Origin of the sequence: Dietzia sp. IN118 (assembly GCF_032905965.1) — a bacterium.
GTDB lineage: Bacteria > Actinomycetota > Actinomycetes > Mycobacteriales > Mycobacteriaceae > Dietzia > Dietzia kunjamensis.
The window spans coordinates 1,286,891-1,308,186 of record NZ_JAUMSR010000001.1; the positions used below are offsets into that span (position 1 = coordinate 1,286,891).

The following is a 21,296-nucleotide window of genomic DNA, read 5'->3' on the forward strand; positions in this document are numbered from 1 at the left end:
GGCCGTAAGCACCAGATCCGCGTGCATCTCCAGCACGCCGGGCACCCGATCGCCGGTGACGACCGATACGGGGATCCCCGCTTCAACACTGTCGTGGCCTCTCGCGGCCGCACGCGGCCTCCATCTGCACGCCGCGACGATGCTGATCCCGCTGCCGGACGGGACGGACCTGATCGTGTCTGCTCCGATGCCGGGTACCTGGGATCGGCTGCTCACCCGCGGTCTCTAGCGTTCGGGGTCTCGGGGAGGTCCCGAGGATCAGCAGGGGTCGATGTGTTCCGCCGTGATGGTGAGCAGCCGCGCATTGCCTCCGCGGGCCGCCTTGTCGCGGCACACGGCCACGGTGTCGTGTCCGTGGTCGGTGAAGATGGGATAGACACGGGCGCCGTCCAGGCTGCCGCGCAGCGAGGGGCACCGGCCCGGCATGGCGAACTCGGCACCCGGGTGACGGTCCAGGAGCGCGGCGATGCCCTCCTGGGGACCGGATGACTCCACGTACGAGTCGAGGATGAGGATCCCCCTGCCGTCACACGGCGGAACGGAGGCGGTGACCAGAGCGCCCGAGGCCGTGCGGACCCCGCTGACCATACCGCTGGCACCCATGTAGCCCGATGGATGTCCGCTGGCGGCGGTCGTGGAGGACGACGATGTGGTGCCGGATCCGGAGTCGGGATGATTGGAGTAGTCCCGCTCCGCGAGCACCGTGCCCGCCGTAGTGATGGCCCGGCCCGGGCCGCTGATGGTGAACGAGTTGCCGCCGGAACTGCACTCCAGGGTGGCGGCGTCCGGCTTGGCGCACCGCAGGTCGCCGAACTCCACGGACTGACCGGTCTCGAGCCGGGCGGACACCGGCGGCACTCCCTCGACAAACGTATAGCGCAGTCCTGCCGGGCCGAGTTCCATAGCGCCGGGACGGCCCGGGAAATACTTGGTGAGATCCGGAGCCTCCGCCCCCGGCACACCGGTGCAGGTCACCGCCCCGCCCCCGGACACGCACAGGCCCACGTACTGACCGCCGGTGGAGCACTTCCACACATACGTTCCCGCATGGTGCTGCGAGGCGAGAGAGGAGGGATCGATACTGGTCAGCGCGTCGGGGACGGCGGCGGGGGAGGACGCTGTGACCGTGATGGTCTCCGTGGCGGAGGAGGATGACCCCTCGGCCTGTTCCGACGCGTCCTGTCCGACCTGCCCGGACGAACACCCCGCCACTAGCAGGAGCGCGCCCGACACCACCAAGGCTCTCGAATTCCGACACACCTTTCACACAGCTGACCGGGGAGCCGCTCCGCACCTCGGGAGGCAGGACCGAACTGCACTATCGCACAGCCCTGCGACACTCCGGCCCGGCTCCCGACCCTCCCGACGACAAGGGCAGCGACTGTTAGCCTGACCAGGCACTTTCCGAATCGTCGAGGAGGACACCCGTGGAACTGAGCATGGACAAGGGCGACCAGTTCGTCGAGCAGACGCAGTCACCGGAGGGAGCGGCCGCCTGGAAGCAGCAGTTGGACGAGTTCGCGCCGGGTGCCTCCGACTGGGTGGTGGGCGCGGTGTTCGGCGGCACCTACCAGCGGCCGGGGATCGAGTTGCGCGACCGTCAGATGCTCACCATGGCGGCCCTCGCGGCGATGGGCGGCACCGAGCCCCAGTTGACCGGGCACATCCGGACCGCGGTCGAGGTGGCCGGCATGACCAAGGAAGAGGTCGCCGAGTGTTTCGTGCACCTCATGCCGTACATCGGCGTGCCCAAGACCCTGGCTGCGATGCGGTGTCTGAGCTCGGCGTTCGGCGAGTGACATGAGCTGAGTCGTCGTCGTAGTCCTCGTCCCACGACACACCGCGCCCCCGTCGGATCACTCCGGCGGGGGCGCGGTGGGGTGGTGCGGGTTCAGCGGGAGATCAGGCGAAGGCGCTGTCGAGGTGGTCGTTGAGCGTCTTGCTCGGACGCATCGCAGCCTTCAGCTTCTCGGTGTCGGGCTGGTAGTAGCCGCCGAGATCGACCGAGTGGCCCTGGACAACCGTCAGCTCCTCGAGGATTCTGTCCTTGTCGGCGTCCAGCTTCTCGGCGAGCGGGGCGAACCGCGCTGCGAGCTCGGCGTCCTCGGTCTGCGCCGCCAGCTCCTGCGCCCAGTACAACGCCAGCCAGAACTGGCTGCCCCGGTTGTCGAGCTCGCCGGTCACGCGCGAGGGCGACTTGCCGTTCTCCAGCAGCTTGCCGGTCGCGGTGTCCAGCGCTTGGGCGAGGATGGTGGCCTTCGGGTTGTCGTACTTGCGACCGAGGTCGTCGAGGCTGGCACCGATCGCGAGGAACTCCCCGAGCGAATCCCAGCGCAAGTGGTTCTCCTCCACCAGCTGCTGGACGTGCTTCGGCGCGGAACCGCCGGCACCCGTCTCGTAGAGCCCACCGCCGGCCATGAGCGGCACGATCGAGAGCATCTTGGCACTGGTGCCCAGCTCGAGGATCGGGAACAGATCCGTGAGGTAGTCGCGCAGGATATTGCCGGTCACCGAGATGGTGTCCAGGCCGCGCCACGCGCGCTCGAGGGTGTAGCGCATGGCGCGCACCTGCGACATGATCTGGATGTCCAGGCCCTCGGTGTCGTGATCCTGGAGGTACTTGTTGACCAGCGTGATCAGGTTGTTCTCGTGCGGCCGGTACGGGTCGAGCCAGAAGACGGCGGGCATGCCGGAGGCGCGGGCACGGTCCACGGCGAGCTTGACCCAGTCACGGATCGGCGCGTCGTTGACAGTGCACATGCGCCAGATGTCGCCGGCCTCGACCTCCTGAGAGACCAGGACCTCACCGGTCGCGGCGTCGACGATGTTGGCCACGCCGCCGGTCTCGACCTCGAAGGTCTTGTCGTGGCTGCCGTACTCCTCGGCCTTCTGCGCCATGAGTCCGACGTTCGGCACGGTGCCCATGGTGGTGGGGTCGAACGCGCCGTTGGTCTTGCAGAAGTTGATGATCTCCTGGTAGATCCGCGCGAAGGTGGATTCCGGGATGACCGCCTTGGTGTCCTTCTTGCGGCCGTCGGCGCCGTACATCTTGCCGCCGATGCGGATCATCGCGGGCATGGAAGCGTCGACGATCACATCCGAGGGGGAGTGGAAGTTGGAGATGCCGCGGGCCGAGTCGACCATCGCGAGCTCCGGCCGCTGCTCGTGGCAGCGGTGCAGCTCCTCGATGATCTCTTCCTTCTTGGCCGAGGGCAGGGTGTCGATCTTTGCGTACAGGTCGCCCATGCCGTTGTTGACGTTGATGCCGAGCTCATCGAACAGCTCGCCGTACTTTTCGAAGGCGTCCTTGTAGAACACGCGGACGGCGTGCCCGAACACGATCGGGTGGCTCACCTTCATCATGGTGGCCTTGACGTGCAGCGAGAACATGACGCCGGTCTCCTTGGCGTCATTGAGTTGTTCCTCGTAGAACTCCAGCAGAGCCTTCTTGCTCATGAACATGGAGTCCACGACGGTGCCCTTCTGCAGCGGCACGGTCTTGAGGACCTCGGTCTTCCCGTCGGGCGTCACGACCTCCATGCGAGCATCGCAGTCACGGTCGAGGATGATCGACTTCTCGCCGGCGTAGAAGTCGCCGTGGGTCATGTGCGCGACGTGGGTCTGCGAGGCCATGGACCACTTGCCCATGGAGTGCGGGTTGGCCTTGGCGTACTCCTTGACGGCCTTCGGGGCACGACGGTCGGAGTTGCCCTGGCGTAGGACCGGGTTGACCGCACTTCCGAGGATGCCGGAGTACCGCTTGGCGGTCTCCTTCTCCTCGTCGGTCTGCGGGTCCCACGGGAAGTCGGGAATGTCGTAACCCTGCGACTGCAGCTCTGCGATCGCCTTGGTGAGCTGCGGGACGGAGGCGCTGATGTTGGGCAGCTTGATGATGTTGGTGTCCGGGTCCTGAGTCAGACGACCGAGCTCGGCAAGGTTGTCCTGCACCTTCTGCTCGTCGGTGAGTCGCTCGGGGAACGCTCCGAGGATGCGCGCGGCCACCGAGATGTCACTGGTCTCGACGGCGATACCGGCGGGCTCGGCAAAAGTGCGGAGGACCGGGAGGAACGCCTCGGTCGCGAGTCGCGGGGCCTCATCGGTGAGGGTGTAAATGATCTTCTGGGGACCTTGGGTCATGGATGTCGACTCTTCTCGTTTCGGGCTGATCGTGTTCTTGTGGAACTGCGCCATCTGGCCGCCCACCATCATCCCCCAGGTCGGACCGACGGTGTCGGAGCCCGGGCGGGCCGATGGGCGCCCCGTTCCGCGCGTACGGACCGGGAGTCGGGGACGGCCTCCCCTGCAGTGTGGTCCAACTCGCGCTCGCTCGCCGGGTTTCCCGACGTCGCTCACCCCGGTCGGGCCCGTTCTAGGCCGGGCCCGGAGTGCTGTCCACGGCCGTCGCCCGCCGGCCGGCGGACCATGCGGCCCACAGTCGGTGGTAGATCCCGCCGTGAGCGACCAGGTCGTCGTGGGTGCCGCGCTCGACGATCCGTCCGGAGTCCATCACGAGGATGATGTCCGCGCGAGAGGCCTGATCGAGCCGGTGGGCGATCACGAGGGAGGACCTGTCGCGGATGACCTCGTCGGCTGCGCGCTCCAACGCCTCCGCGCCCGCCGAGCCGGCCTCGGCCGTGGCCTCGTCCATGACGATGACGGCCGGATCGAGCAGGAGGACGCGGGCCAGGGCCAGCTGCTGCGCGGCGACCGGATCCAGCTGGAGCCCGCGCGCCCCGACGATCGTGTCGAGCCCCTCCGGCAGGCGCTCGAACCACGCGGAGGCGTTGACCCGGCGCAGCGCGTCGAGCAGCTCGTCGTCGGTGGCCTTGGGCCGGGCCAGGGTGAGGTCGTGGCGCAGGGTCCCCGAGAACACGTGGACCTCCTGGCTGACCGTGGCCAGACGAGCGATGCGCTCCCGATCGGACAGCGATGACACCGGGTAACCGTCGACGAGCACCTCGCCGGCATCCGGCACCAGGAGGCCCGCCAGCAGAGCGGCGACCGTAGTCTTGCCGGCGCCCGACGCACCGACGATCGCGACGGTCCGACCCGGTTCGATGGAGAGGCTGATGTCGCGCACCGCCCACGAGTCGCCGTAGCTGAAGCTCACATCGCGCAGGTCGACCCGGCCCTGCGGCGGCTCGACACCGCTGTCGGGCACCGGTACGGGCGGGTCCACGACCACGCCGACGATCCGGGACAGCGACGCGTAGCCCGACTGGACCACGTCCAGGATGCGCATGAAGGTCATGAGCGGACCCCGCAGGCGGATGATCATGAGCACCGCCCCGGTCACCGCGCCCACGGTGAGGGAGCCGGTGGCGACGAGGCGGTAGCCCACCGTGAGAGCGATCGCGAGCATGAGGAACTCGCCCACCAGCATCCAGACGTTGAGCACGAGCATCGTCGTGCGCGCTCGGATGCCCTTGCGCACCACGTCCCAGGAGGCGTTGCCGATCCGGGTGTGCATCCGGTCTTCGAGCGAGAAGGCGCGTACGGTCGCCCGGCCACGGATGGCCTCGAGGACCCGTCGCGCCCGCTCGGCCATTGCCGCGCGCTCCGCGGCGTAGCGGTCCGGGGCCTTGGCGAGGTAACGACGCGCGGCGAGGTAGTAGACGGGCGCGACGACGAGGGGGACGACGAGGAACTGCCAGTCCAGGGCGAACAGCGCGATCACTGTCGCCACGACCGTCAGGGCCGAGGTGGACAGCGTCGGGACGGTCTCGGTGACCGCCGAGGACAGTTCGGCCACGTCATCGGTGGACCGGCTGACGAGGTCGCCGGAGCCCGCGTCCTCCACCCGGTGGGTGGGCAGTCCGAGTGCGGTGCCGACCATGTCCTGCCGCAGGTTGGCGATCACCCGCTCGGACAGCCGGGCCACCAGGTAGAAGCCGGATGCGCTGAGCGCCGCGCCGCCGACCGCCGCCGCCAACAGCAGTCCGCCGATCTGCCACAGCGACCCCCCGCGTTCACCGGTGACCAGGTCCACGATCCGACCCATCAGCTGGGGGATGAGCACACCCGCGGTCGCCCCGAGGCTCAGCAGGATCAACGCCAGCGCCAGCCACCGCCCGGCGTGGCGGACCCGGGAGAGCTGCCTGGCCACCTCGCGACGGACCTGGCCCGCGGAGGCGACCGGAAACCTCAGGGCGGTGTCGGTCTTCAGGGGTGGTGTCGAACTCGTCGTCGTCATCCCTCGGCCCCCACGAGCAGACCCTCCGCGGTCTCGCGCAGTCGCCGTGCGGTCAGCCGCGCGTCCGCGACGGCGTTCCACGCCGGGGCCGGGCTGAAGACGATCGTGGTCTTCCCGATCCGCTCACGGGCGATGTTGTCCGCGAGGTTCTGTTCGGTCACCGAGTCCACAGCGGTGGTGGGGTCCTGCAGTACGAGTACCTCCGGGGCGAGCGCGACGGCACGCGCGAGGGCGACGCGCTGCCGCTGACCGCCCGAGAGCATCCGCCCGCTCTCACCGACCCGCTTGTCGGGGCCGTCGGGGATGTCGTCGCAGCAGGCGACCCGCAGGGCGTGTTCCGCCGCCGCGCGATCGGGGTGGACGTTGTCCGCCACGCTGCCGTCGAACAGGTCGGCGGCGTGGGGCACGACCGCCACCCGCGTGCGGGGCAGTGACTCGAGGAGGCGGATCAGCTCGGCGTCGGTGCCGTCGACGACCGTCAGGCCTGACGGAAGGGCGCGGATGAACCGCTCCGTGGTGGCGGCGTCGGCCTCCGAGATACGCTCGAAATCCGCGCCGAGCACCTCGCGTATCCGTCGGCCGGACGCCTCCGCCGACGCCCAGCGGGAGGCGATGTTGCGGCCGAACATGGTCATGGGGACCACGAGGAACTGGGTGAGGCCGACCACCGTGATCAGCTCGCCGATGGTGACGTGCCCGGCGAGCGCCAACGCGCCCGCCGCGATCCCGAGCGTGGACACGAAGACGGCTCCGGTCGCCTCGGTGGCGCCGTTGAGCCGTGCCTCGGCCGCGTCGGCGTGAACGGTCTTGCGGTAGGCGTCGTCCGACACCTCGTCGTAGCGCCTCCGGACGGTGACGATGGCGCCCAGCCCCTTGAGGATCCGCAGCCCCTGCACCACGTCGGTCGCGGTGGCGGCGGCCTGGGCGATGGCCTGCTGGCGCGCCACCGACCGGCGCTGCAGCGGCCGTGCCACCCGGAGCGCGACGATGACCAACACCGGGCCGCCGACCAGGGTGGCCAGGCTCAGCCACGGGTTGATCGTGAACATCATCGCCGCGCCGTACGTGATGGCCGCCGCCTCGGCGACGGGCATCACGGTCATCATGACGATGTCCCCGACGCGCGTGGTGTCCGACGAGGCGATGGACAGCAGGCCGCCCGCGGTGCGTTCCCGGCCCGCGAACCCGCGCGGGTCCTGGATGCGGTCGGTGACCGCGGTGCGCAGGTCGTGGCTGACGAGTTGCTGACTGCGGACCAACATGAAGCGTGCGGTCCAGTTGGCGACCATCGCCACCAGGAACACGCAGGCGAGCACGCCGATCCATAACCAGAGCCGGTTCAGACGGCCGGTGGCGATCGCGTCGTCGACTGCACGGCCCACGACGACGGGGGTGAGCCCGTTGCAGAGAAATCCCACGGCCATGCCGCCGGAGGCGATGAAGCTCCACGGACGCTGGGACAACGCCACTTTGAGGGTCCACCGCGGTGAGTCGACGGCGGGCAGCTTCGACCGGCGGCCCCCGGGCCCGGGAAGCGCCGAGTAGTCGACGATGCTGCCCGTTCCCGGGGTCTGCGAGTTGTCGGGCACGAGGGTCGATGGTAGCGGCGGGACGCCGGGTTCCTGTCATCCGCGAGCGGTGGTCAGAGGCGGCTCACCGGGCCGCGTGCCGCCCACTCACGCGCGGCTGCCGTTGCGCGCGGCGCGGCCGCCGACGATCTCCACGGTGTCCACGTCCGCCACCCCCAGCGCCAGGAGCGCCTGCCCCGTCGCATCCAGCTCGTCCTCGATCGTTCGCAGCCAGCCCCGCACCACTTCGTCGGGGAGGCGGCGCCTGGCGGACAGGCCGACGACGAATCCGGGCGACGCGATGGCTGGCAGGACGGCCATCGCGTCGCGGCGCTCGTGCGATGTGCACAGCCAGTCCACGTCGCTGATGAGGATGGGGGCGGCAAGGCCGACGTCGTGTTCGTCGCACGGGAGGATGAGCATCGTGTTCCGGCCGCGGTCGTGGTGACCGAGGACGAGGTCGATCACGCCGGCGGCGAGCGGGGCGTCGTCGAGCGGGAGCGTGTTCCAGTTGTCGGGGAGGTCCTCGAATCTCATGCCCCGAGTCTCGGCGCTCCCGAGCGCCGGCGACAGCCCCGCGGCGCGTTCTGTGGAGCCGCCGGAACGCCCTGTGGATAAAGGGATCCGCGGGAACCCGGAGGTGGCCGGACGCGTCTGGTCAGGACTCGTGCCGGAACCCCACCTTGATGGTCACCTGCCAGTGGGCGACCGCCCCGCCGTCGAGCTTGCCGCGGACGGACTGGACCTCGAACCACTCGAGGTTCCGCAAGGTCTTCGACGCTTCCGCGACCGCGTTGGCGATGGCCTGGTCCGTTCCGTCCGGCGAGGAGCCGACGATCTCGGTGACGCTGTAGACGTGGTTCATGGTGACCTCCGGAGTGCGCGCGGCGATGTGTGATACGGGTCACTCTACGGTGGTCCGCGCGCTCGGCCACCGGCGTAGGGTCGGGAGGCGAAAGTTCCCGTTCCAGAGGAGGATCGAGATGCCCGACGTCCGTGCACGAGCAACTACGCTGGCCGAGCTCCACGAATCGGGTGAGCTGACGGTCCTGCCGACCGTGTGGGACACCTGGAGCGCCCGGGTCGCCGCCGATGCCGGCTTCAAGGGACTGACGGTGGGCAGCCACCCCGTCGCCGACGCGATCGGCAGCGCGGACGGGGAGAAGATGGACTTCTCCGAGTACCTGCACGTGGTCAAGCGGATCACGGACGCGGTGTCCGTTCCCGTCAGCGCGGACGTCGAGTCGGGCTACGGTCTCGACCCCGCCGAGTTGATCACCCGCCTGCTCGAGGCCGGGGCCGTCGGCGCGAACATCGAGGACGTCGTGCACCGCGAGGGCAAACGCGTCCGGGACCGTCAGGAGCACGCTGACTACATCGCCGCCGCTCGCCGCGCGGCTGATGACGCCGGGGTCCCCTTCGTCATCAACGGACGCACCGATGCCGTCAAGCTGGGAACGGACGTCTTCCCGGACCCGGTGGCGGAAGCCGAGGCCCGTATCGCGCTCATGGAAGATGCCGGAGCGCGATCGGTGTACCCGGTGGGCGTGACGACCGCCGATCAGCTGACGCGTCTCGTGCAGGCGGTGACGATCCCCGTCAACGCGACCGCCCATCCGGTGAGGGGACACGGCGCCGGCGACCTGGCGGCCCTGAAGAAACTCGGTGTGCGCCGGGTGTCCTTCGGCCCGCTCTGGCAGATGTGGCTCGCCGAGGCCTCCACCCACCGGTTCGCCGACTGGCTCCCGGAGAACGGCTGACGTCGCCGACCGGGCCGATCAGGCCGCGGGCCCGGTGCCAGGGTGAGACGGTGGAGGCATGGACACCCCTCCCGAACCCTCGCTGCCGGACACGAAAGACTGGACGACCGTTCTCGAGTCTGGCTGTGACGACTGTGGATACCGGCCTCACGACCCGGCTTTCACGAGCGACCGACTGGCTTCCGCCCGCGACCGGTGGCTCGCCGTCCTCCGGCGGACCGGGGTCGAGCGGCGACCGTCGCCGCGGGTGTGGTCGCCGCTGGAGTACGCGGGCCACTGCCGTGACCTCATCGAAGTCCTGGGGGACCGCATAGCGGCGATGCTCGACCGAGCCGAGCCGACCTACGACGATTTCGACGGCGAGGCGGCGGTCGTCGAGCACGGGTACTGGCGCAGCGACCCGGACGATCTCGCCCGCCGACTCGACGCCACCACCGCTCGGACGCTGAAGGTTCTCGACCGCGTCGGCCCCGCGGACCGGGACAGGACCGGTCGACGCGGCGACGGCTACGTCTTCACCATCGCCTCTCTGTGCCAGTACATCGTGCACGACGTCGAACACCATCTGGGTGACGTCGACGGGTGAGAACGCGCGGTCCCTGTTTTCCGCCCCGGGGCCTCGCGGGCGGGCTCGCCGACTGGCCCGTGGTCGGCGCCCACGCCGTCGCCCAGCGGCGTCACGCACCTGACGTTCCAGCGGCGTCTCTGACGGGGGCGTGTGTGAGGGTCCGGCGCGTGGCGAACCGTCGGGGCTCGCCGGTGACTGGGTCGGTGAACCCGAGCTCGCGGGCGAGGAGTTGCAGCGGCAGGTCGGGGTCGTCGGGGGCCTCGGGCAGCAGGTCGGGGTAGCGCCGGTCGCCGAGGATGGGGATCCCCAGCGCGGCGAGGTGCACGCGCAGTTGGTGGAGCCGCCCCGTGCGGGGCGTGAGAAGCGTGTGGACGACGGGCCGCCCGGAGGCGCTGAGTCCGGTCGCGAGCACGTCGACGAGGGTCTCGGAATTGGGCGGTAGCTCGGGGTGGAGGGTGACGCGCAGCTCGCCGCGCCGCGACCGGATGTGCTCGCGGTGGGTCACGGGTGGCGCCGCGGGTGTCGGCGCGGACGGAGAACATGACCACCCCGGCGGTCTCGCGGTCGAGGCGGTGGATCGGCGTGATGTCGTCGTTGCCCAAGCGGGTGCGTAGCCGGACCAGTGCGGTCTCGCGCAGGAAGTGGCCGGACGGGGTGGTGGGGAGGAAGTGCGGTTTGTCGACGACGACGAGGTGGTCGTCCCGGTACAGGATCTCCTCCCGGTAGGGCAGGACGGTCTCGTCGGGCAGGTCGCGGTGGTACCAGACGAACTCGTGGGTGCCCAGCGGAGTGTGGTGGTCGATCGCCCGGCCGTCGGCGCCGACGATCTCCCCGGCGGGGATCCGGCGCCGCAGCTCGCCCGGGTCGAGGTGGTCGAACCTCGTCTCGATGTAGTCGGCGATGCCCGCCCACGGGCCGGCGGCGGGGACTCTCAGGCGGGTGGGGCTGACGCCGTCCCGGACCGGTAGAGGCGGCGGTGCGGGCACGGTCACACGTCCTGTCCGGTGACCGCCCGCGCCGGCAGGAAGTCGTTGTCGAGACGGCTCGGGACGTACATGGTGTGCTCGGACCCGACCCCGGCGCGGCGGACGACCGCGGAGAAGAACACCCGCGCGGCCGGCAGACACTCCACGCACTGCTGTCCGACCGGCGTGTGTTGATCCACGGGAGGATCGTGTCACGGTTGCGACCGGTCCGCAGCGGGCCGCGCGCCGAATAGGGTGGAGGTCGCCCGGCAGGAGCGATGCAGAGGCGAGAACGGTGTGGGGTGGGGAGATGGCGCAGCGCGAGGCCGGGTCGGACCCCGCCGCCGAGCCGTCGGCGGGGGACCCGCCGCTGGTCGGCCCGGTGCCCGCGCCCGGCCTGCACGTCATGACGTGGAACATCCGGCGGCCGGTGCCCGCTGCGCTCACCCGGCCGGCGGACCGGTGGCATCACCGGGCGCCGCGCGTGCGGGCGCTTCTCACATCCGAGCGACCGACCGTTCTGTGCGCGCAGGAGGTGGCCGCCCGACAATTCGCCACCGTGCTCGAGGCCCTCGGCCCGGGCTACGACCACGTCGGTCGTGGCCGCTCGGCGGACGGCGGGGGAGAGGCGTGTCCGATCTTCTTCGACGCGACCCGTCTCGAGCTGCTGGGCTGGGAACAGTCCGCCCTGTCGGACACGCCTCACCGTGCCGGGTCGGTGTCCTGGGGCAACCTGTTCCCCCGGGTGATGGTCGAGGTGCACCTTCGCGACCGGGTCACCGGTCACGACCTGCTGGTGGTCAACACACACCTCGACCCGCTGTCCGGCCGGTCCCGGCTGCGCTCCGCCCGTGCCCTCCTGGAGGTGGTGGCCGCACGGGGCCTGCCGGCCGTCGTGACGGGCGACTTCAACGCGGGCCCGTCGAGCCCGGCCGTGCGCGCACTCCTCTCGGACGGGGTACTGGTGGACAGTTGGCGGGTCGCCCGCGCCCGGCACAGCGAGCAGTGGGGCACCTACGCCGACTACCGGCGCCCGCGACGGGACGGCGCCCGGATCGACTGGATCCTCACCACTCCCGATCTCTCGGTCACCGACGCCGCGATCAATCCGCTCCGCCACGAGGGCGGGTGGCCCTCGGACCATCTGCCGGTGCACGCTGTGGTGCACCCGGCCGGCCCGGGCGATGAGGAGCACAATGGGCGGCGAGACGAGACGCGAGGACAGTGAGGAGCCCGACGGACGTGATCGACAACTTCCTGCGCCCCGCCGGGAGCGCATTCCAGACGGTGGCGGACGCCCTGCGCCTGCTCGGCGTCCTTAGCGTGGTCTCGGCCCTGCTGTTCCACGGGGTGACGGACGCCGCCATCGTGGCCTTCGCCCTACCCGGACTCATGCTGCCCCGGTTCCTCGGCATGCGCGCGTGGGCGGACGTCACCGTGTCGGCCACGCTGCTCGTGGCGGCGTGGAGCAACGTCGTGGACCTCTACCGAACCGTCTGGTGGTGGGACATCCCGATCCACTTCTTCCTGGCCGGCGCCCTGTCTGTGGTGGCGTACGTGTTCTGTGCGCACCGCGGGATCGTGCGGGCGCCGGGTGCCCGCGGGTTCACCGTCACCGGCGCGGTCGTGCTCACCACGGCGTTCGGGCTCGCGCTGGGCGCGATGTGGGAGATGGTCGAGTGGTTCGGCTACGCCTACCTCGCAGACGAGATCTACGTGACCTACGAGGACACCGTCGGGGACTTGGCGGCGGGCGGACTCGGCGCGCTGCTCGCCGGCGTGCTCATGGCCCGTGGCCCAGAGCTGCTGCTCCCCGCGGCCACGCCGCCCGCCCGGCCGGCGCCCGCCTACCGGCACAGGTAGATCTCGGCCCGCCCGTCCCCGGAGCGAGCTGCGCCGTTCGCGACGAGAGCCGGCCTCGTCGTCGTCGCCGTACCCGCGCAGGCTCGAGGCGCGGCCCACACCACCATCGCGATCCGGAAGAGGGAGACGAGTTCGGTCGAGGAGGGCTCCGCGGCCGGGCCGGCAGGCGGTGTCGCCCGGCGTGGCGGCACCGGGTGACCGTGGGCGTTCGGCCCGCCGTGCCGCCCGTGCCAAGGTGGAAGCCATGACCTCCTCGCCGTGCACCCGCTCCGACGGTGACCCCCGCGCCCTGCCGGGGTTCCGGCGCACCTACGCGCCCGGCCGACTCACGGTCGGCCTCGGGTTCCCGATGCGGAGCCGGACCGACAGCGACGACGTCCACGACCCGGCGGCCCAGGTGCGCCTCGCACGGGCCGCCGAAGCCGGCGGTTTCGCCGCCCTCTACGTCCGTGACATCCCGCTGCGCGTGCCGTCCTTCGGCGACGTCGGTCAGGCCTACGACCCGTGGATCTACCTCACCCACATCGCCGCCCACACCTCGCGGATCGCGCTGGGCACCGCGGGCATCGTCCTGCCGGTGCGGCACCCACTGCACGTGGCCAAGTCCGCGTCCAGCGTCGACCGGCTGTCGGGCGGACGGTTCCTGCTGGGATTGGCGTCCGGCGACAGGCCCGAGGAGTTCCGCGCGTTCGGCCTCGAGCAGGGCGAGCGCGGTGAGCGGTTCCGCGAGAACCTCCGCGTGATGACGCACGCCCTGACCACCGAGATGCGCGGGATCCGGTGGTCCGGCGGATGGATGCACAGCGCGGACGTGGTGCCCAAGCCCAGCGCCGCGTCGGTGCCGACGATCATGATCGGCTCGTGTCAGCAGAGCGTGGCGTACCTCGCCGCCCACGGCGACGGGTGGATGACCTACCCGCGGGACTTCGACGTCCAGCGGCGCACGGTCGAGCAGTGGCGGGAGATGGTGGTCGCCGCGGCCGGGGGAGCCGGGAGCGACGGCGGTGGTGGGAACGAGGGCGGTGGGAACGACGGCGAGGTGTTCAAACCCTTCGCACAGTCGCTCCGCATCGACCTGGCGGAGAACCCCGACGAGACCGCCTCCCCGATCGACTTCGGTTTCCGGATCGGTCGTCGGCGACTGGTCGACCACCTGGAGGACCTGCGGGGGATCGGTGTCAACCACGTACAGCTGGGGCTGGGGGCCTGCCGCCGACCGGTCCTCGAGGTGATCGCCGAGTTGGCCGAGTACGTCGTGCCCCGTTTCCCCGCGCTCGACTGAACGGGATCCCCGGCCCGGGTCTGCCACACTCGGGAGATCACTGCGCCGCCCGCCGCCCCGGGGGCGGTCGTGCCCGTCGACGAGGGAGGCCCTGTGGGGATCTCGATCCTGTGGTTCCGACGTGATCTGCGGCTGACCGATCACCCCGCCCTCCTCGAGGCCGTCGCCTCCGGGGACGAGGTCCTGCCGGTCTTCGTCCGGGACCCCGCGCTGCTGCGGCGGGCCGGTGTACGGGCGGGGCGGTTGGCGGCCTCCCTCGCCGCGCTCTCGGGGGACACGGGCGGTGCACTGGTCGTGCGGACCGGAGACCCCGCCGAGGTGATCGCGGGGCTCGCCCGCGAGGTCGGCGCCGGCCGCGTCCACATCAGCCGGGAATCCACCCCCTACGGACGATGTCGCGACGACCGCGTACGCGCCGCACTCGACGCCGACGGTCGCGAACTGGTGACCACCGGGTCTCCCTACGCCGTCGGTCCGGGCCGGGTCCTGAGCGGCAGCGGGGAGCCGTACAAGGTCTTCACACCGTTCTCCCGCGCCTGGCACGAGCACGGGTGGCCCCCGCCCGGCGAGCGGCCCGACCACATCCCGTGGACCACCGCGTCCGGGGAAGGCCCACCTGAGGTCCCGGCACGAGCGGGCGGGACCGCAGCAGCGGGGGAGGCCGCGGCTCTCACCCGGTGGCGGGAGTTCCTCCACGACGATCTCCAGGCATACGACGAGCAGCGGGACCGACCGGACCTCGACACCACCAGTCGGTTGTCCGCGTACCTGAAGTACGGGGAGATCCACCCACGCACGATCCTGGCCGAACTCGCCGACCACCCGGCCGCGGGCGGGGAGGGAGCCCGCCGCTTCGTCACCGAACTCGCATGGCGTGAGTTCTACGCCGACGTCCTGTGGCACCGGCCACGATCCGCGTGGCGCGACCTGCGCGACCCGCTCGCGGGCATGCCCTACGACCACGGCCCCGGGGTGGAGGACCTCGTCGAGGCGTGGCGGCAGGGCCGGACCGGGTACCCGTTCGTCGACGCCGGGATGCGGCAACTACTCGCCGAAGGGTGGATGCACAACCGGGTGCGGATGGTCACGGCCAGTTTCCTCGTCAAGGACCTCCACGTCTGGTGGCCGGTCGGGGCGCGGCACTTCCTCGACCACCTCGTCGACGGTGATCTCGCCTCCAACAACCACGGGTGGCAGTGGGTGGCCGGCACGGGAACCGACGCCTCCCCGTACTTCCGGGTGTTCAACCCGGTGACTCAGGGGCGGAGATTCGACCCCGACGGGGAGTACGTCCGGCGATGGGTGCCCGAACTCGCTCACCTGTCCGGGGCCGCCGCCCACGAGCCGTGGCGCGCCCCGGGCGGCTACGACGGTGGCTACCCGTCGCCGATCGTCGACCACGCCGAGGAACGCCGCGAGGCCCTACGTCGGTACGACCTGGCCAGGGACGCCGATCGCTGACCGGGCCGTGGGGCCGCCGGCCGTCACGCCCGATCCGGGCCCCGCTCGATCGTCGGCCCCCCGGGAGGGTCCGAGGGCGCCGACCGCGGGGAGTGCCTAGGCTGGCCCCATGACCTCCGGCACCGACACCCCCCGCTCCGATAACACGACCACCGGCCGTGAGGCCGACATCAAGCCCCGAAGCCGCGATGTGACCGACGGCCTGGAGAAGACGGCCGCGCGCGGGATGCTGCGCGCCGTGGGAATGGGCGACGACGACTGGGTCAAGCCGCAGATCGGTGTGGCCTCCTCGTGGAACGAGATCACCCCGTGCAACCTCTCGCTCGACCGGCTGGCCAAGGCCGTCAAGGAGGGGACTCACGCCGGAGGCGGTTACCCGCTGGAGTTCGGCACCATCTCGGTGTCCGACGGCATCTCGATGGGCCACGAGGGGATGCACTTCTCGCTGGTCTCGCGTGAGGTGATCGCCGACAGCGTCGAGACCGTCATGAGCGCCGAGCGGCTCGACGGCTCTGTGCTGCTCGCCGGCTGCGACAAGTCCCTGCCCGGCATGCTCATGGCCGCTGCGCGGCTGGATCTGGCGAGCGTGTTTCTCTATGCCGGGTCCACCCTTCCCGGCTTCGCCAAGCTCTCCGACGGAACGGAGAAGCAGGTCACGATCATCGACGCCTTCGAGGCCGTCGGGGCCTGCTCGCGCGGTCTCATGAGCCGGGAGGACGTCGACACGATCGAGCGGTCCATCTGCCCGGGCGAGGGCGCGTGCGGCGGTATGTACACCGCCAACACGATGGCGAGCGCCGCCGAGGCGCTGGGTATGTCCCTGCCGGGCAGCGCGTCGCCGCCGGCCCCGGACCGCCGGCGCGACGACTACGCCAAGGCGAGCGGCGAGGCCGTGGTCGAACTGCTGCGGCAGGGCATCACCGCGCGCGACATCATGACCAAGGAGGCGTTCGAGAACGCGATCGCCGTCGTCATGGCCTTCGGTGGGTCCACCAACGCGGTCCTACACCTGCTCGCGATCGCCAGCGAGGCCGAGGTCGAACTGACCCTCGACGACTTCGCTCGCATCGGCGCCACGGTGCCGCATCTGGCCGACGTCAAGCCGTTCGGTGCCCACGTTATGACCGACGTGGACAAGATCGGTGGCGTCCCGGTGGTCATGCGGGCCCTGCTCGACGCCGGTCTGCTCCACGGCGACTGCCTCACCGTCACCGGCCGCACCGTCGCCGAGAACCTCGCCGACATCGCTCCGCCGGACCCGGACGGCAAGGTGCTCCGAGCGATGTCCGAGCCGATCCACCCGACCGGCGGGATCACGATCCTGCGCGGGTCGCTCGCCCCCGAGGGTGCGGTTGTCAAGTCCGCCGGTTTCGACTCCGACGTCTTCGAGGGCACCGCGCGCGTCTTCGAGCGCGAGCGCGCTGCCATGGATGCTCTCGAGGACGGGACCATCACGGCGGGCGATGTCGTCGTGATCCGCTACGAGGGTCCCAAGGGCGGGCCCGGTATGCGTGAGATGCTCGCCATCACCGGTGCGATCAAGGGCGCGGGCCTGGGCAAGGACGTCCTGCTCATGACCGACGGGCGCTTCTCTGGTGGCACGACCGGGCTGTGCGTCGGCCACATCGCCCCGGAGGCCGTTGACGGGGGACCGATCGCGTTCGTGAGGGACGGCGACCGGATCCGACTGGACGTCTCGCAGGGGGCCCTCGAGCTGCTGGTGGACGAGTCCGAACTGCGGTCCCGGCGCGAGGGGTGGGAGCCCCTGCCGCCGCGATACACCCGCGGCGTCCTCGCCAAGTACTCGAAGTTGGTGCAGTCGGCGTCCACCGGGGCGATCTGCCGCTGACCCCGGATGGCACGACGACACCCGGCCGCGGTTCTCTCGCGACCGGGTGTCTACCGGCCTCCGGGTCAGGCTGGTGTAACCCGAACACATTGCCCTCGGTGTCGAGGAAGTAGCCCTGCCAGGCCATTCCCGGGAGCGCGTGCGTGTCCAGCGCCACGGTGCCCCCGGCCGACAGGATCATCCGGGCGGTGGCATCGAAGTCCTCGCACCCCACGGTGAGCACGGCGCCCCGGACCGGCGCCCCGGCCGCGGGCGGATCGCCGGTCCGCTGCTTGATCGCGCCGTTGATGCCGGGGGCGTCCTCGGGTCCGGTGGTCACCCCGAAGTAGGGGCTCCCGGCGTACTCGCTCCAGTCCTCGAACGTCCAGCCCAGCGCGTCACCGTAGAACGTGCAGGCCCGGGCCGGGTCGGAGGCGTGGATCTCGAAATGGACCGGTCGGGACATGGCGGTCTCCTCATCGGGTCGCGGAAACCCAGGATATCGCCGCGCGGAATCGTCCGGCAGTACTCAGTCCAGAACCGTGCCGTCATCGAGATGGGACAGCGACCCGCCCTCGGGGCGCTCGCCGGTCGCCAGGTACACGACCCGGTTGGCGATGCTCACGGTGTGGTCGCCGAAACGCTCGTAGTAACGGGCGAGTAGGGCCAGGTCCACGGCCGCCACCGAACCGTGCGGCCAGTCCTCGGCGGAGATCTGCTTCATGAGGTCCGCGTGGAGGCGGTCGACGGCGTCGTCCTCGGCGTCCAGGGTGCGGGCCCTGTCCGCATCCTTCTCGACGAGCAGGGCGGTGAGCTCGCGGGCCATCCGACCGTCGTGCTGCGACAGTTCCCGGATGAGCGGGACGAGCGGGGCGGGCACCACGGGGAGCGGGTGGCGTCGGCGGGCGACCCGCGCGATGTGGCCGGCCAGCGCGGCCATGCGGGTGAAGTGCTCGACGATGTAGATCCCCGAGACCACCTGACGTAGGTCGCCGGCCACCGGGGACTCGAGCAGGAGAAGCTCGAACGCGTGCTGCTCACTGGCCTCACGGAGATCCTCCAGTTCCGCGGCGCCGTCGATCACCTCGATGGCGGCGAGTTCGTCGCCGTCGAGCAGTGCCGCGGTGGCTCGGTCGAGCAGGCGGATGTTGGTCTCGCAGAAGCGAACCAGCTGGTCCGAGAATTCATCGAGCTTGGAATGGAAGACAGTGCGCATGACACGACTGTAGTGCCGGTGCGGTAACGGACGGCTTCCGTTCTCCCACTGTTCACCGCGCCGCCCTCCGGAAAGGGGGACCCGGCCCGGGAATGAATAGACAGAACGGTCCCCGACCAGGGTCGCCAGCGGCTGGGAGCGCCTGACCCGGGTCGTCATCCCCGCGGTCCGGCCGGCGATCCTGGGCGGCATCCGCCTCGCGCTCGGGACGGCCTGGATCGTGTTGGTGCCCGCGGAGATGCTCGGTGTGCGGTCCGGCCTGGGTTATCAGATCCTCAACGCCCGCGACCAGTTGGCCTACGACCAGGTCATGGCGGTGATCCTCGTGATCGGCATCCTCGGATTCGCGCTGGATGGGCTGTCACGGCTGGTTCTGCGCGACCGCGCCGCGCGCTGACGCTCGCGGCTGGCCCCGGCGGCCGGTGGTCGCGCAGCGCCCGGATCAGTTCGTCGTTCCTCGTGACCGACCGGCCCTGTGCTGCGGTCTAGGCCCTGCGCAGCTCGGAACGCAGGTGGTGGGTGAGGGGCTGGCCGACCGCTGCCATGGCGAACGTGGTGGTGATCCGGTCGTCGACGGTCTCGTAGCGGCGGTGCGTGGTGTCGACCTGCTTGGCGCTCGCACTGTTGTGCACGCGTGAGTGGAACTCCAGCACCAGGGCGTCCGCCTCGGCGACGAGCGTTCCCTCGCAGAGTTCGGTCTGCCCGGTGGGTTGGGACAGGACGAGCTCGGCCGTACCGTCACCCGGGACCCGGAGGTATCCGGTCTCGGTGTGCATGGGGGATCCGGTGGGGCTCCACGTGCGCTGCACGTAGTGCAGGAAGGGCTTGCCCACGTCGGTGAACGTGATCTCCTCGGTGTAGGTGAAGTCGTCGATCGTCGGGTACGAACCGGCCCCCTCGCCTCGCCAGGTGCCCAGCAGGGCGGCGACGGGGGTCAGGTTGGCGGCGGGCGTCGAGGCGGGATACATGGCGCGAGACTAGGCCATCGGTGCGCCGGCCGCGCGGGGTCAGCCATCCCAGACCGGTTCGCCGTGCTCGTCGAGCCGCAGGCCCTCGCTCGGACTGTGCTCGGTGATCTTTCCGGTGTGCATCAGGTGCCCCACGGGCAGACCGTGGACCGTGGCGACGACGTCGGCGACGATCCGACGATGGCAGCGCCACCACACCGACTCCGAGCACATGACCGCGACCTGTCGCGATCGGGCGTCGGCCACGACCCGATCGAGGGCGGCGCGGAATGCAGGGTCCCGGGTCCAGGCGCTGTAGGCGCGGAACGCCTCGACCCGCCACCAGGTGTCGGGGGAGGCCCGGCGCCGGTCGGCGGTGAGGCTGCGGCGGCCGCCGAGGTCCTCTTCCCAGCGGTAGTCGATCCCCGCCTCGCCGACGATCTCGGGCACCGCGCCCTTGGCAGCGGCGGAGTTCGCGCGGCTCCCGGGAAAGCGCCGGATGTCCACGAGGAGTTCGACGCCGGCGCCGGTGAGCAACCGTGCCAGCTCGTCGCGATCCAACCTGCCGTGCCCCACCGTGAACAGCATCAGTGGCCGGTGTCCTCTCCCGTCCTCGTTCGGGTCGCCCCGCCGTGGTCACCGCGCGCGCCCCCGGCGTCGGTGCCGGACCCGGCGTCGGAGTCGGCGTCCGCCCCGGCGTGCGACCCGGAGCTCCGTCGCGGGATCAGGTGCATGATCGCCACGACCACCGCGCCCACCGCGAGGCCGAAGACCAGTGCGCACGCCGTGTCGACGAGCCAGGCGAGTACCGCGCCGACGCCCGCGACGCCCGCCGCGGGCTCGGTCAGGACGTGTACGAGGTGGTACGGCCCCGTCACGCCGAGTTCGTCGAGCCCCACGAGGAGGATGTGGCCACCGACCCACAGCATGGCCAGCATGCCGACGAAGGAGATCACCTCGAGCACCGTCGGCATGGCCTTGACCAGACCGTGGCCGAACCGCTGCACACCCGGGGACTCCCTCCCCGCCAGGTGGAGGCCGACGTCGTCCATCTTCACGATCACCGCGACGACGCCGTAGACGAGCGCGGTGATGCCCAGCCCCACGACGACCAGGATGATCGCCCGGGACCAGAAGGACTCCGACGCGACCTCGTTGAGGGAGATCACCATGATCTCGGCGCTGAGGATGAAGTCGGTGGTCACGGCGCCGCGGACCATCTTCGCCTCGGCGTCCGGGCCCCGGTCCACGACGGGGGCGGCCTCCTCGTGGTGTCCGGAGACCCGCTCCCAAACCTTCTCCGCCCCCTCGAAGCAGAGGTAGAGCCCGCCCAGCATGAGGATCGGGGTGAGGATCCACGGCACGAACTGGCTGAGCAGGAGTGCGAAGACGATGATGATCGCCTTGTTGCCCAGTGACCCGATGGCGATCTTGCGGATCATGGGCAGTTCGCGGGACGGGTCGACGTCGCGGACGTACTGGGGGGTCACGGCGGTGTCGTCGACCACCACGCCGGCGGCCTTCACGCCGGCGCGGCCTGCGGCGGCGGCGACGTCGTCGGTACTGGCCGCTGCCATGCGCGCGAGCACCGCGACGTCATCGAGCAGGGCGGCGAGTCCACCGGCCATCACAGACCTCACTTCTC

The 21,296-nt window shown here is 70.7% G+C and carries 20 protein-coding genes and 3 pseudogenes; 10 read left to right on the forward strand and 13 right to left on the reverse strand.

From position 1 onward, the window contains the following. The first annotated feature begins 55 nt into the window (after positions 1-55). Complete coding sequence (locus tag Q2K20_RS06300; RefSeq protein ID WP_241504306.1) at positions 56-229, forward strand: hypothetical protein; 174 nt, start codon at positions 56-58, stop codon at positions 227-229. Between the two features lie 29 nt (positions 230-258). Here the strand turns inward: Q2K20_RS06300 and Q2K20_RS06305 are convergent, their stop codons facing one another. Next, positions 259-1,233 carry a hypothetical protein gene (locus Q2K20_RS06305; protein ID WP_269500946.1) on the reverse strand — a complete coding sequence of 325 codons (975 nt, stop codon included), beginning with the start codon at positions 1,231-1,233 and terminating at the stop codon, positions 259-261. Between the two features lie 194 nt (positions 1,234-1,427). Between Q2K20_RS06305 and Q2K20_RS06310 the strand changes: the two genes are divergently transcribed. Continuing rightward, positions 1,428-1,799, forward strand: a complete 372-nt coding sequence (locus tag Q2K20_RS06310) for a carboxymuconolactone decarboxylase family protein (protein ID WP_067718544.1) — start codon at positions 1,428-1,430, stop codon at positions 1,797-1,799. A 103-nt stretch (positions 1,800-1,902) separates the two neighbouring features. On the opposite strand, the gene Q2K20_RS06315 is transcribed toward Q2K20_RS06310, so the two are convergent. The 5 genes from Q2K20_RS06315 to Q2K20_RS06335 form a co-directional block, all read right to left on the reverse strand. Beyond that, the gene (locus tag Q2K20_RS06315; RefSeq protein WP_067718640.1) at positions 1,903-4,137 is read right to left on the reverse strand and encodes an NADP-dependent isocitrate dehydrogenase; all 2,235 of its coding nucleotides are present in this window, start codon (positions 4,135-4,137) and stop codon (positions 1,903-1,905) included. Between the two features lie 232 nt (positions 4,138-4,369). Beyond that, positions 4,370-6,193, reverse strand: a complete 1,824-nt coding sequence (locus tag Q2K20_RS06320) for an ABC transporter ATP-binding protein (RefSeq protein ID WP_317176756.1) — start codon at positions 6,191-6,193, stop codon at positions 4,370-4,372. Beyond that, positions 6,190-7,782 carry an ABC transporter transmembrane domain-containing protein gene (locus Q2K20_RS06325; protein ID WP_096905204.1) on the reverse strand — a complete coding sequence of 531 codons (1,593 nt, stop codon included), beginning with the start codon at positions 7,780-7,782 and terminating at the stop codon, positions 6,190-6,192. The genes Q2K20_RS06320 and Q2K20_RS06325 overlap by 4 nt, the downstream gene beginning before the upstream one ends. An 87-nt stretch (positions 7,783-7,869) precedes the next feature. Then, positions 7,870-8,298: a hypothetical protein gene (locus Q2K20_RS06330; protein WP_067718538.1), complete on the reverse strand. Its 429-nt coding sequence runs from the start codon at positions 8,296-8,298 to the stop codon at positions 7,870-7,872. A 121-nt stretch (positions 8,299-8,419) separates the two neighbouring features. After that, positions 8,420-8,626, reverse strand: a complete 207-nt coding sequence (locus Q2K20_RS06335) for a dodecin (protein WP_007629964.1) — start codon at positions 8,624-8,626, stop codon at positions 8,420-8,422. 118 nt (positions 8,627-8,744) lie between these two features. Here Q2K20_RS06335 and Q2K20_RS06340 point away from each other — a divergent pair, with 118 nt between their 5' ends. Together Q2K20_RS06340 and Q2K20_RS06345 are read left to right on the forward strand one after the other, a co-directional pair. Next, positions 8,745-9,521 carry an isocitrate lyase/PEP mutase family protein gene (locus Q2K20_RS06340; protein WP_259870867.1) on the forward strand — a complete coding sequence of 259 codons (777 nt, stop codon included), beginning with the start codon at positions 8,745-8,747 and terminating at the stop codon, positions 9,519-9,521. Between the two features lie 58 nt (positions 9,522-9,579). Next, positions 9,580-10,107, forward strand: coding sequence for a DinB family protein (locus Q2K20_RS06345; RefSeq protein ID WP_067718532.1), 528 nt, complete (start codon positions 9,580-9,582; stop codon positions 10,105-10,107). Positions 10,108-10,198: 91 nt separating this feature from the next. Here Q2K20_RS06345 and Q2K20_RS06350 read toward each other — a convergent pair. Next, positions 10,199-11,081, reverse strand: a pseudogene (locus Q2K20_RS06350) (pseudouridine synthase). Beyond that, the gene (locus Q2K20_RS06355; protein ID WP_156523619.1) at positions 11,078-11,254 is read right to left on the reverse strand and encodes a hypothetical protein; all 177 of its coding nucleotides are present in this window, start codon (positions 11,252-11,254) and stop codon (positions 11,078-11,080) included. Before Q2K20_RS06355 ends, Q2K20_RS06350 begins: the two are co-directional and overlap by 4 nt. Positions 11,255-11,364: 110 nt before the next feature. Here Q2K20_RS06355 and Q2K20_RS06360 point away from each other — a divergent pair, with 110 nt between their 5' ends. The 5 genes from Q2K20_RS06360 to ilvD all read left to right on the forward strand — a co-directional run bounded on the left by Q2K20_RS06360 (position 11,365) and on the right by ilvD (position 17,509). Then, positions 11,365-12,282: an endonuclease/exonuclease/phosphatase family protein gene (locus Q2K20_RS06360; protein ID WP_067718528.1), complete on the forward strand. Its 918-nt coding sequence runs from the start codon at positions 11,365-11,367 to the stop codon at positions 12,280-12,282. Positions 12,283-12,296: 14 nt separating this feature from the next. Continuing rightward, positions 12,297-12,917 (forward strand): hypothetical protein, encoded by a 621-nt coding sequence (locus Q2K20_RS06365; protein WP_067718525.1) that lies wholly within the window; start codon positions 12,297-12,299, stop codon positions 12,915-12,917. 244 nt (positions 12,918-13,161) lie between these two features. Further along, the gene (locus Q2K20_RS06370) at positions 13,162-14,199 is read left to right on the forward strand and encodes an LLM class oxidoreductase (RefSeq protein ID WP_269500964.1); all 1,038 of its coding nucleotides are present in this window, start codon (positions 13,162-13,164) and stop codon (positions 14,197-14,199) included. Positions 14,200-14,298: 99 nt separating this feature from the next. After that, entirely contained in the window at positions 14,299-15,660 is a 1,362-nt protein-coding gene (locus Q2K20_RS06375) for a cryptochrome/photolyase family protein (RefSeq protein WP_200841542.1), read from the forward strand. Between the two features lie 109 nt (positions 15,661-15,769). Next, on the forward strand, positions 15,770-17,509 hold the full coding sequence (gene ilvD / locus Q2K20_RS06380; RefSeq protein ID WP_096905209.1) for a dihydroxy-acid dehydratase: 1,740 nt from the start codon (positions 15,770-15,772) through the stop codon (positions 17,507-17,509). Between the two features lie 88 nt (positions 17,510-17,597). On the opposite strand, the pseudogene Q2K20_RS06385 reads toward ilvD, so the two are convergent. Both Q2K20_RS06385 and Q2K20_RS06390 read right to left on the reverse strand, forming a co-directional pair. After that, positions 17,598-17,954: pseudogene (locus Q2K20_RS06385) on the reverse strand (VOC family protein); the annotation flags it as partial. Positions 17,955-18,017: 63 nt separating this feature from the next. Further along, a complete protein-coding gene (locus tag Q2K20_RS06390; protein ID WP_096905210.1) occupies positions 18,018-18,704 on the reverse strand; it encodes a phosphate signaling complex PhoU family protein in 687 nt (228 codons plus the stop codon). Between the two features lie 124 nt (positions 18,705-18,828). Here Q2K20_RS06390 and Q2K20_RS06395 point away from each other — a divergent pair. Then, a pseudogene (locus Q2K20_RS06395) lies at positions 18,829-19,101 on the forward strand (ABC transporter permease); the annotation flags it as partial. Between the two features lie 88 nt (positions 19,102-19,189). On the opposite strand, the gene Q2K20_RS06400 reads toward Q2K20_RS06395, so the two are convergent. The 3 genes from Q2K20_RS06400 to Q2K20_RS06410 are packed head-to-tail and all read right to left on the reverse strand — an operon-like array spanning position 19,190 to position 21,279. After that, a complete protein-coding gene (locus Q2K20_RS06400) occupies positions 19,190-19,672 on the reverse strand; it encodes an FABP family protein (protein ID WP_069389787.1) in 483 nt (160 codons plus the stop codon). 39 nt (positions 19,673-19,711) lie between these two features. Continuing rightward, the gene (locus Q2K20_RS06405) at positions 19,712-20,239 is read right to left on the reverse strand and encodes a DUF488 family protein (RefSeq protein WP_067718508.1); all 528 of its coding nucleotides are present in this window, start codon (positions 20,237-20,239) and stop codon (positions 19,712-19,714) included. Continuing rightward, a complete protein-coding gene (locus Q2K20_RS06410) occupies positions 20,239-21,279 on the reverse strand; it encodes a DUF808 domain-containing protein (protein ID WP_067718505.1) in 1,041 nt (346 codons plus the stop codon). The genes Q2K20_RS06405 and Q2K20_RS06410 overlap by 1 nt, the downstream gene beginning before the upstream one ends. Positions 21,280-21,296: the final 17 nt, after the last annotated feature.

Bases quoted from the DNA above. Each gene is read 5' to 3' on its own strand.
- Q2K20_RS06315 (WP_067718640.1), bottom strand. From the start codon at position 4,137: ATGACCCAAGGTCCCCAGAAGATCATTTACACCCTCACCGATGAGGCC.
- Q2K20_RS06320 (WP_317176756.1), bottom strand. From the start codon at position 6,193: ATGACGACGACGAGTTCGACACCACCCCTGAAGACCGACACCGCCCTG.
- Q2K20_RS06330 (WP_067718538.1), bottom strand. From the start codon at position 8,298: ATGAGATTCGAGGACCTCCCCGACAACTGGAACACGCTCCCGCTCGAC.
- Q2K20_RS06335 (WP_007629964.1), bottom strand. From the start codon at position 8,626: ATGAACCACGTCTACAGCGTCACCGAGATCGTCGGCTCCTCGCCGGAC.
- Q2K20_RS06340 (WP_259870867.1), top strand. From the start codon at position 8,745: ATGCCCGACGTCCGTGCACGAGCAACTACGCTGGCCGAGCTCCACGAA.
- Q2K20_RS06345 (WP_067718532.1), top strand. From the start codon at position 9,580: ATGGACACCCCTCCCGAACCCTCGCTGCCGGACACGAAAGACTGGACG.
- Q2K20_RS06360 (WP_067718528.1), top strand. From the start codon at position 11,365: ATGGCGCAGCGCGAGGCCGGGTCGGACCCCGCCGCCGAGCCGTCGGCG.
- Q2K20_RS06370 (WP_269500964.1), top strand. From the start codon at position 13,162: ATGACCTCCTCGCCGTGCACCCGCTCCGACGGTGACCCCCGCGCCCTG.
- ilvD (WP_096905209.1), top strand. From the start codon at position 15,770: ATGACCTCCGGCACCGACACCCCCCGCTCCGATAACACGACCACCGGC.
- Q2K20_RS06390 (WP_096905210.1), bottom strand. From the start codon at position 18,704: ATGCGCACTGTCTTCCATTCCAAGCTCGATGAATTCTCGGACCAGCTG.
- Q2K20_RS06400 (WP_069389787.1), bottom strand. From the start codon at position 19,672: ATGTATCCCGCCTCGACGCCCGCCGCCAACCTGACCCCCGTCGCCGCC.
- Q2K20_RS06405 (WP_067718508.1), bottom strand. From the start codon at position 20,239: ATGCTGTTCACGGTGGGGCACGGCAGGTTGGATCGCGACGAGCTGGCA.
- Q2K20_RS06410 (WP_067718505.1), bottom strand. From the start codon at position 21,279: ATGGCCGGTGGACTCGCCGCCCTGCTCGATGACGTCGCGGTGCTCGCG.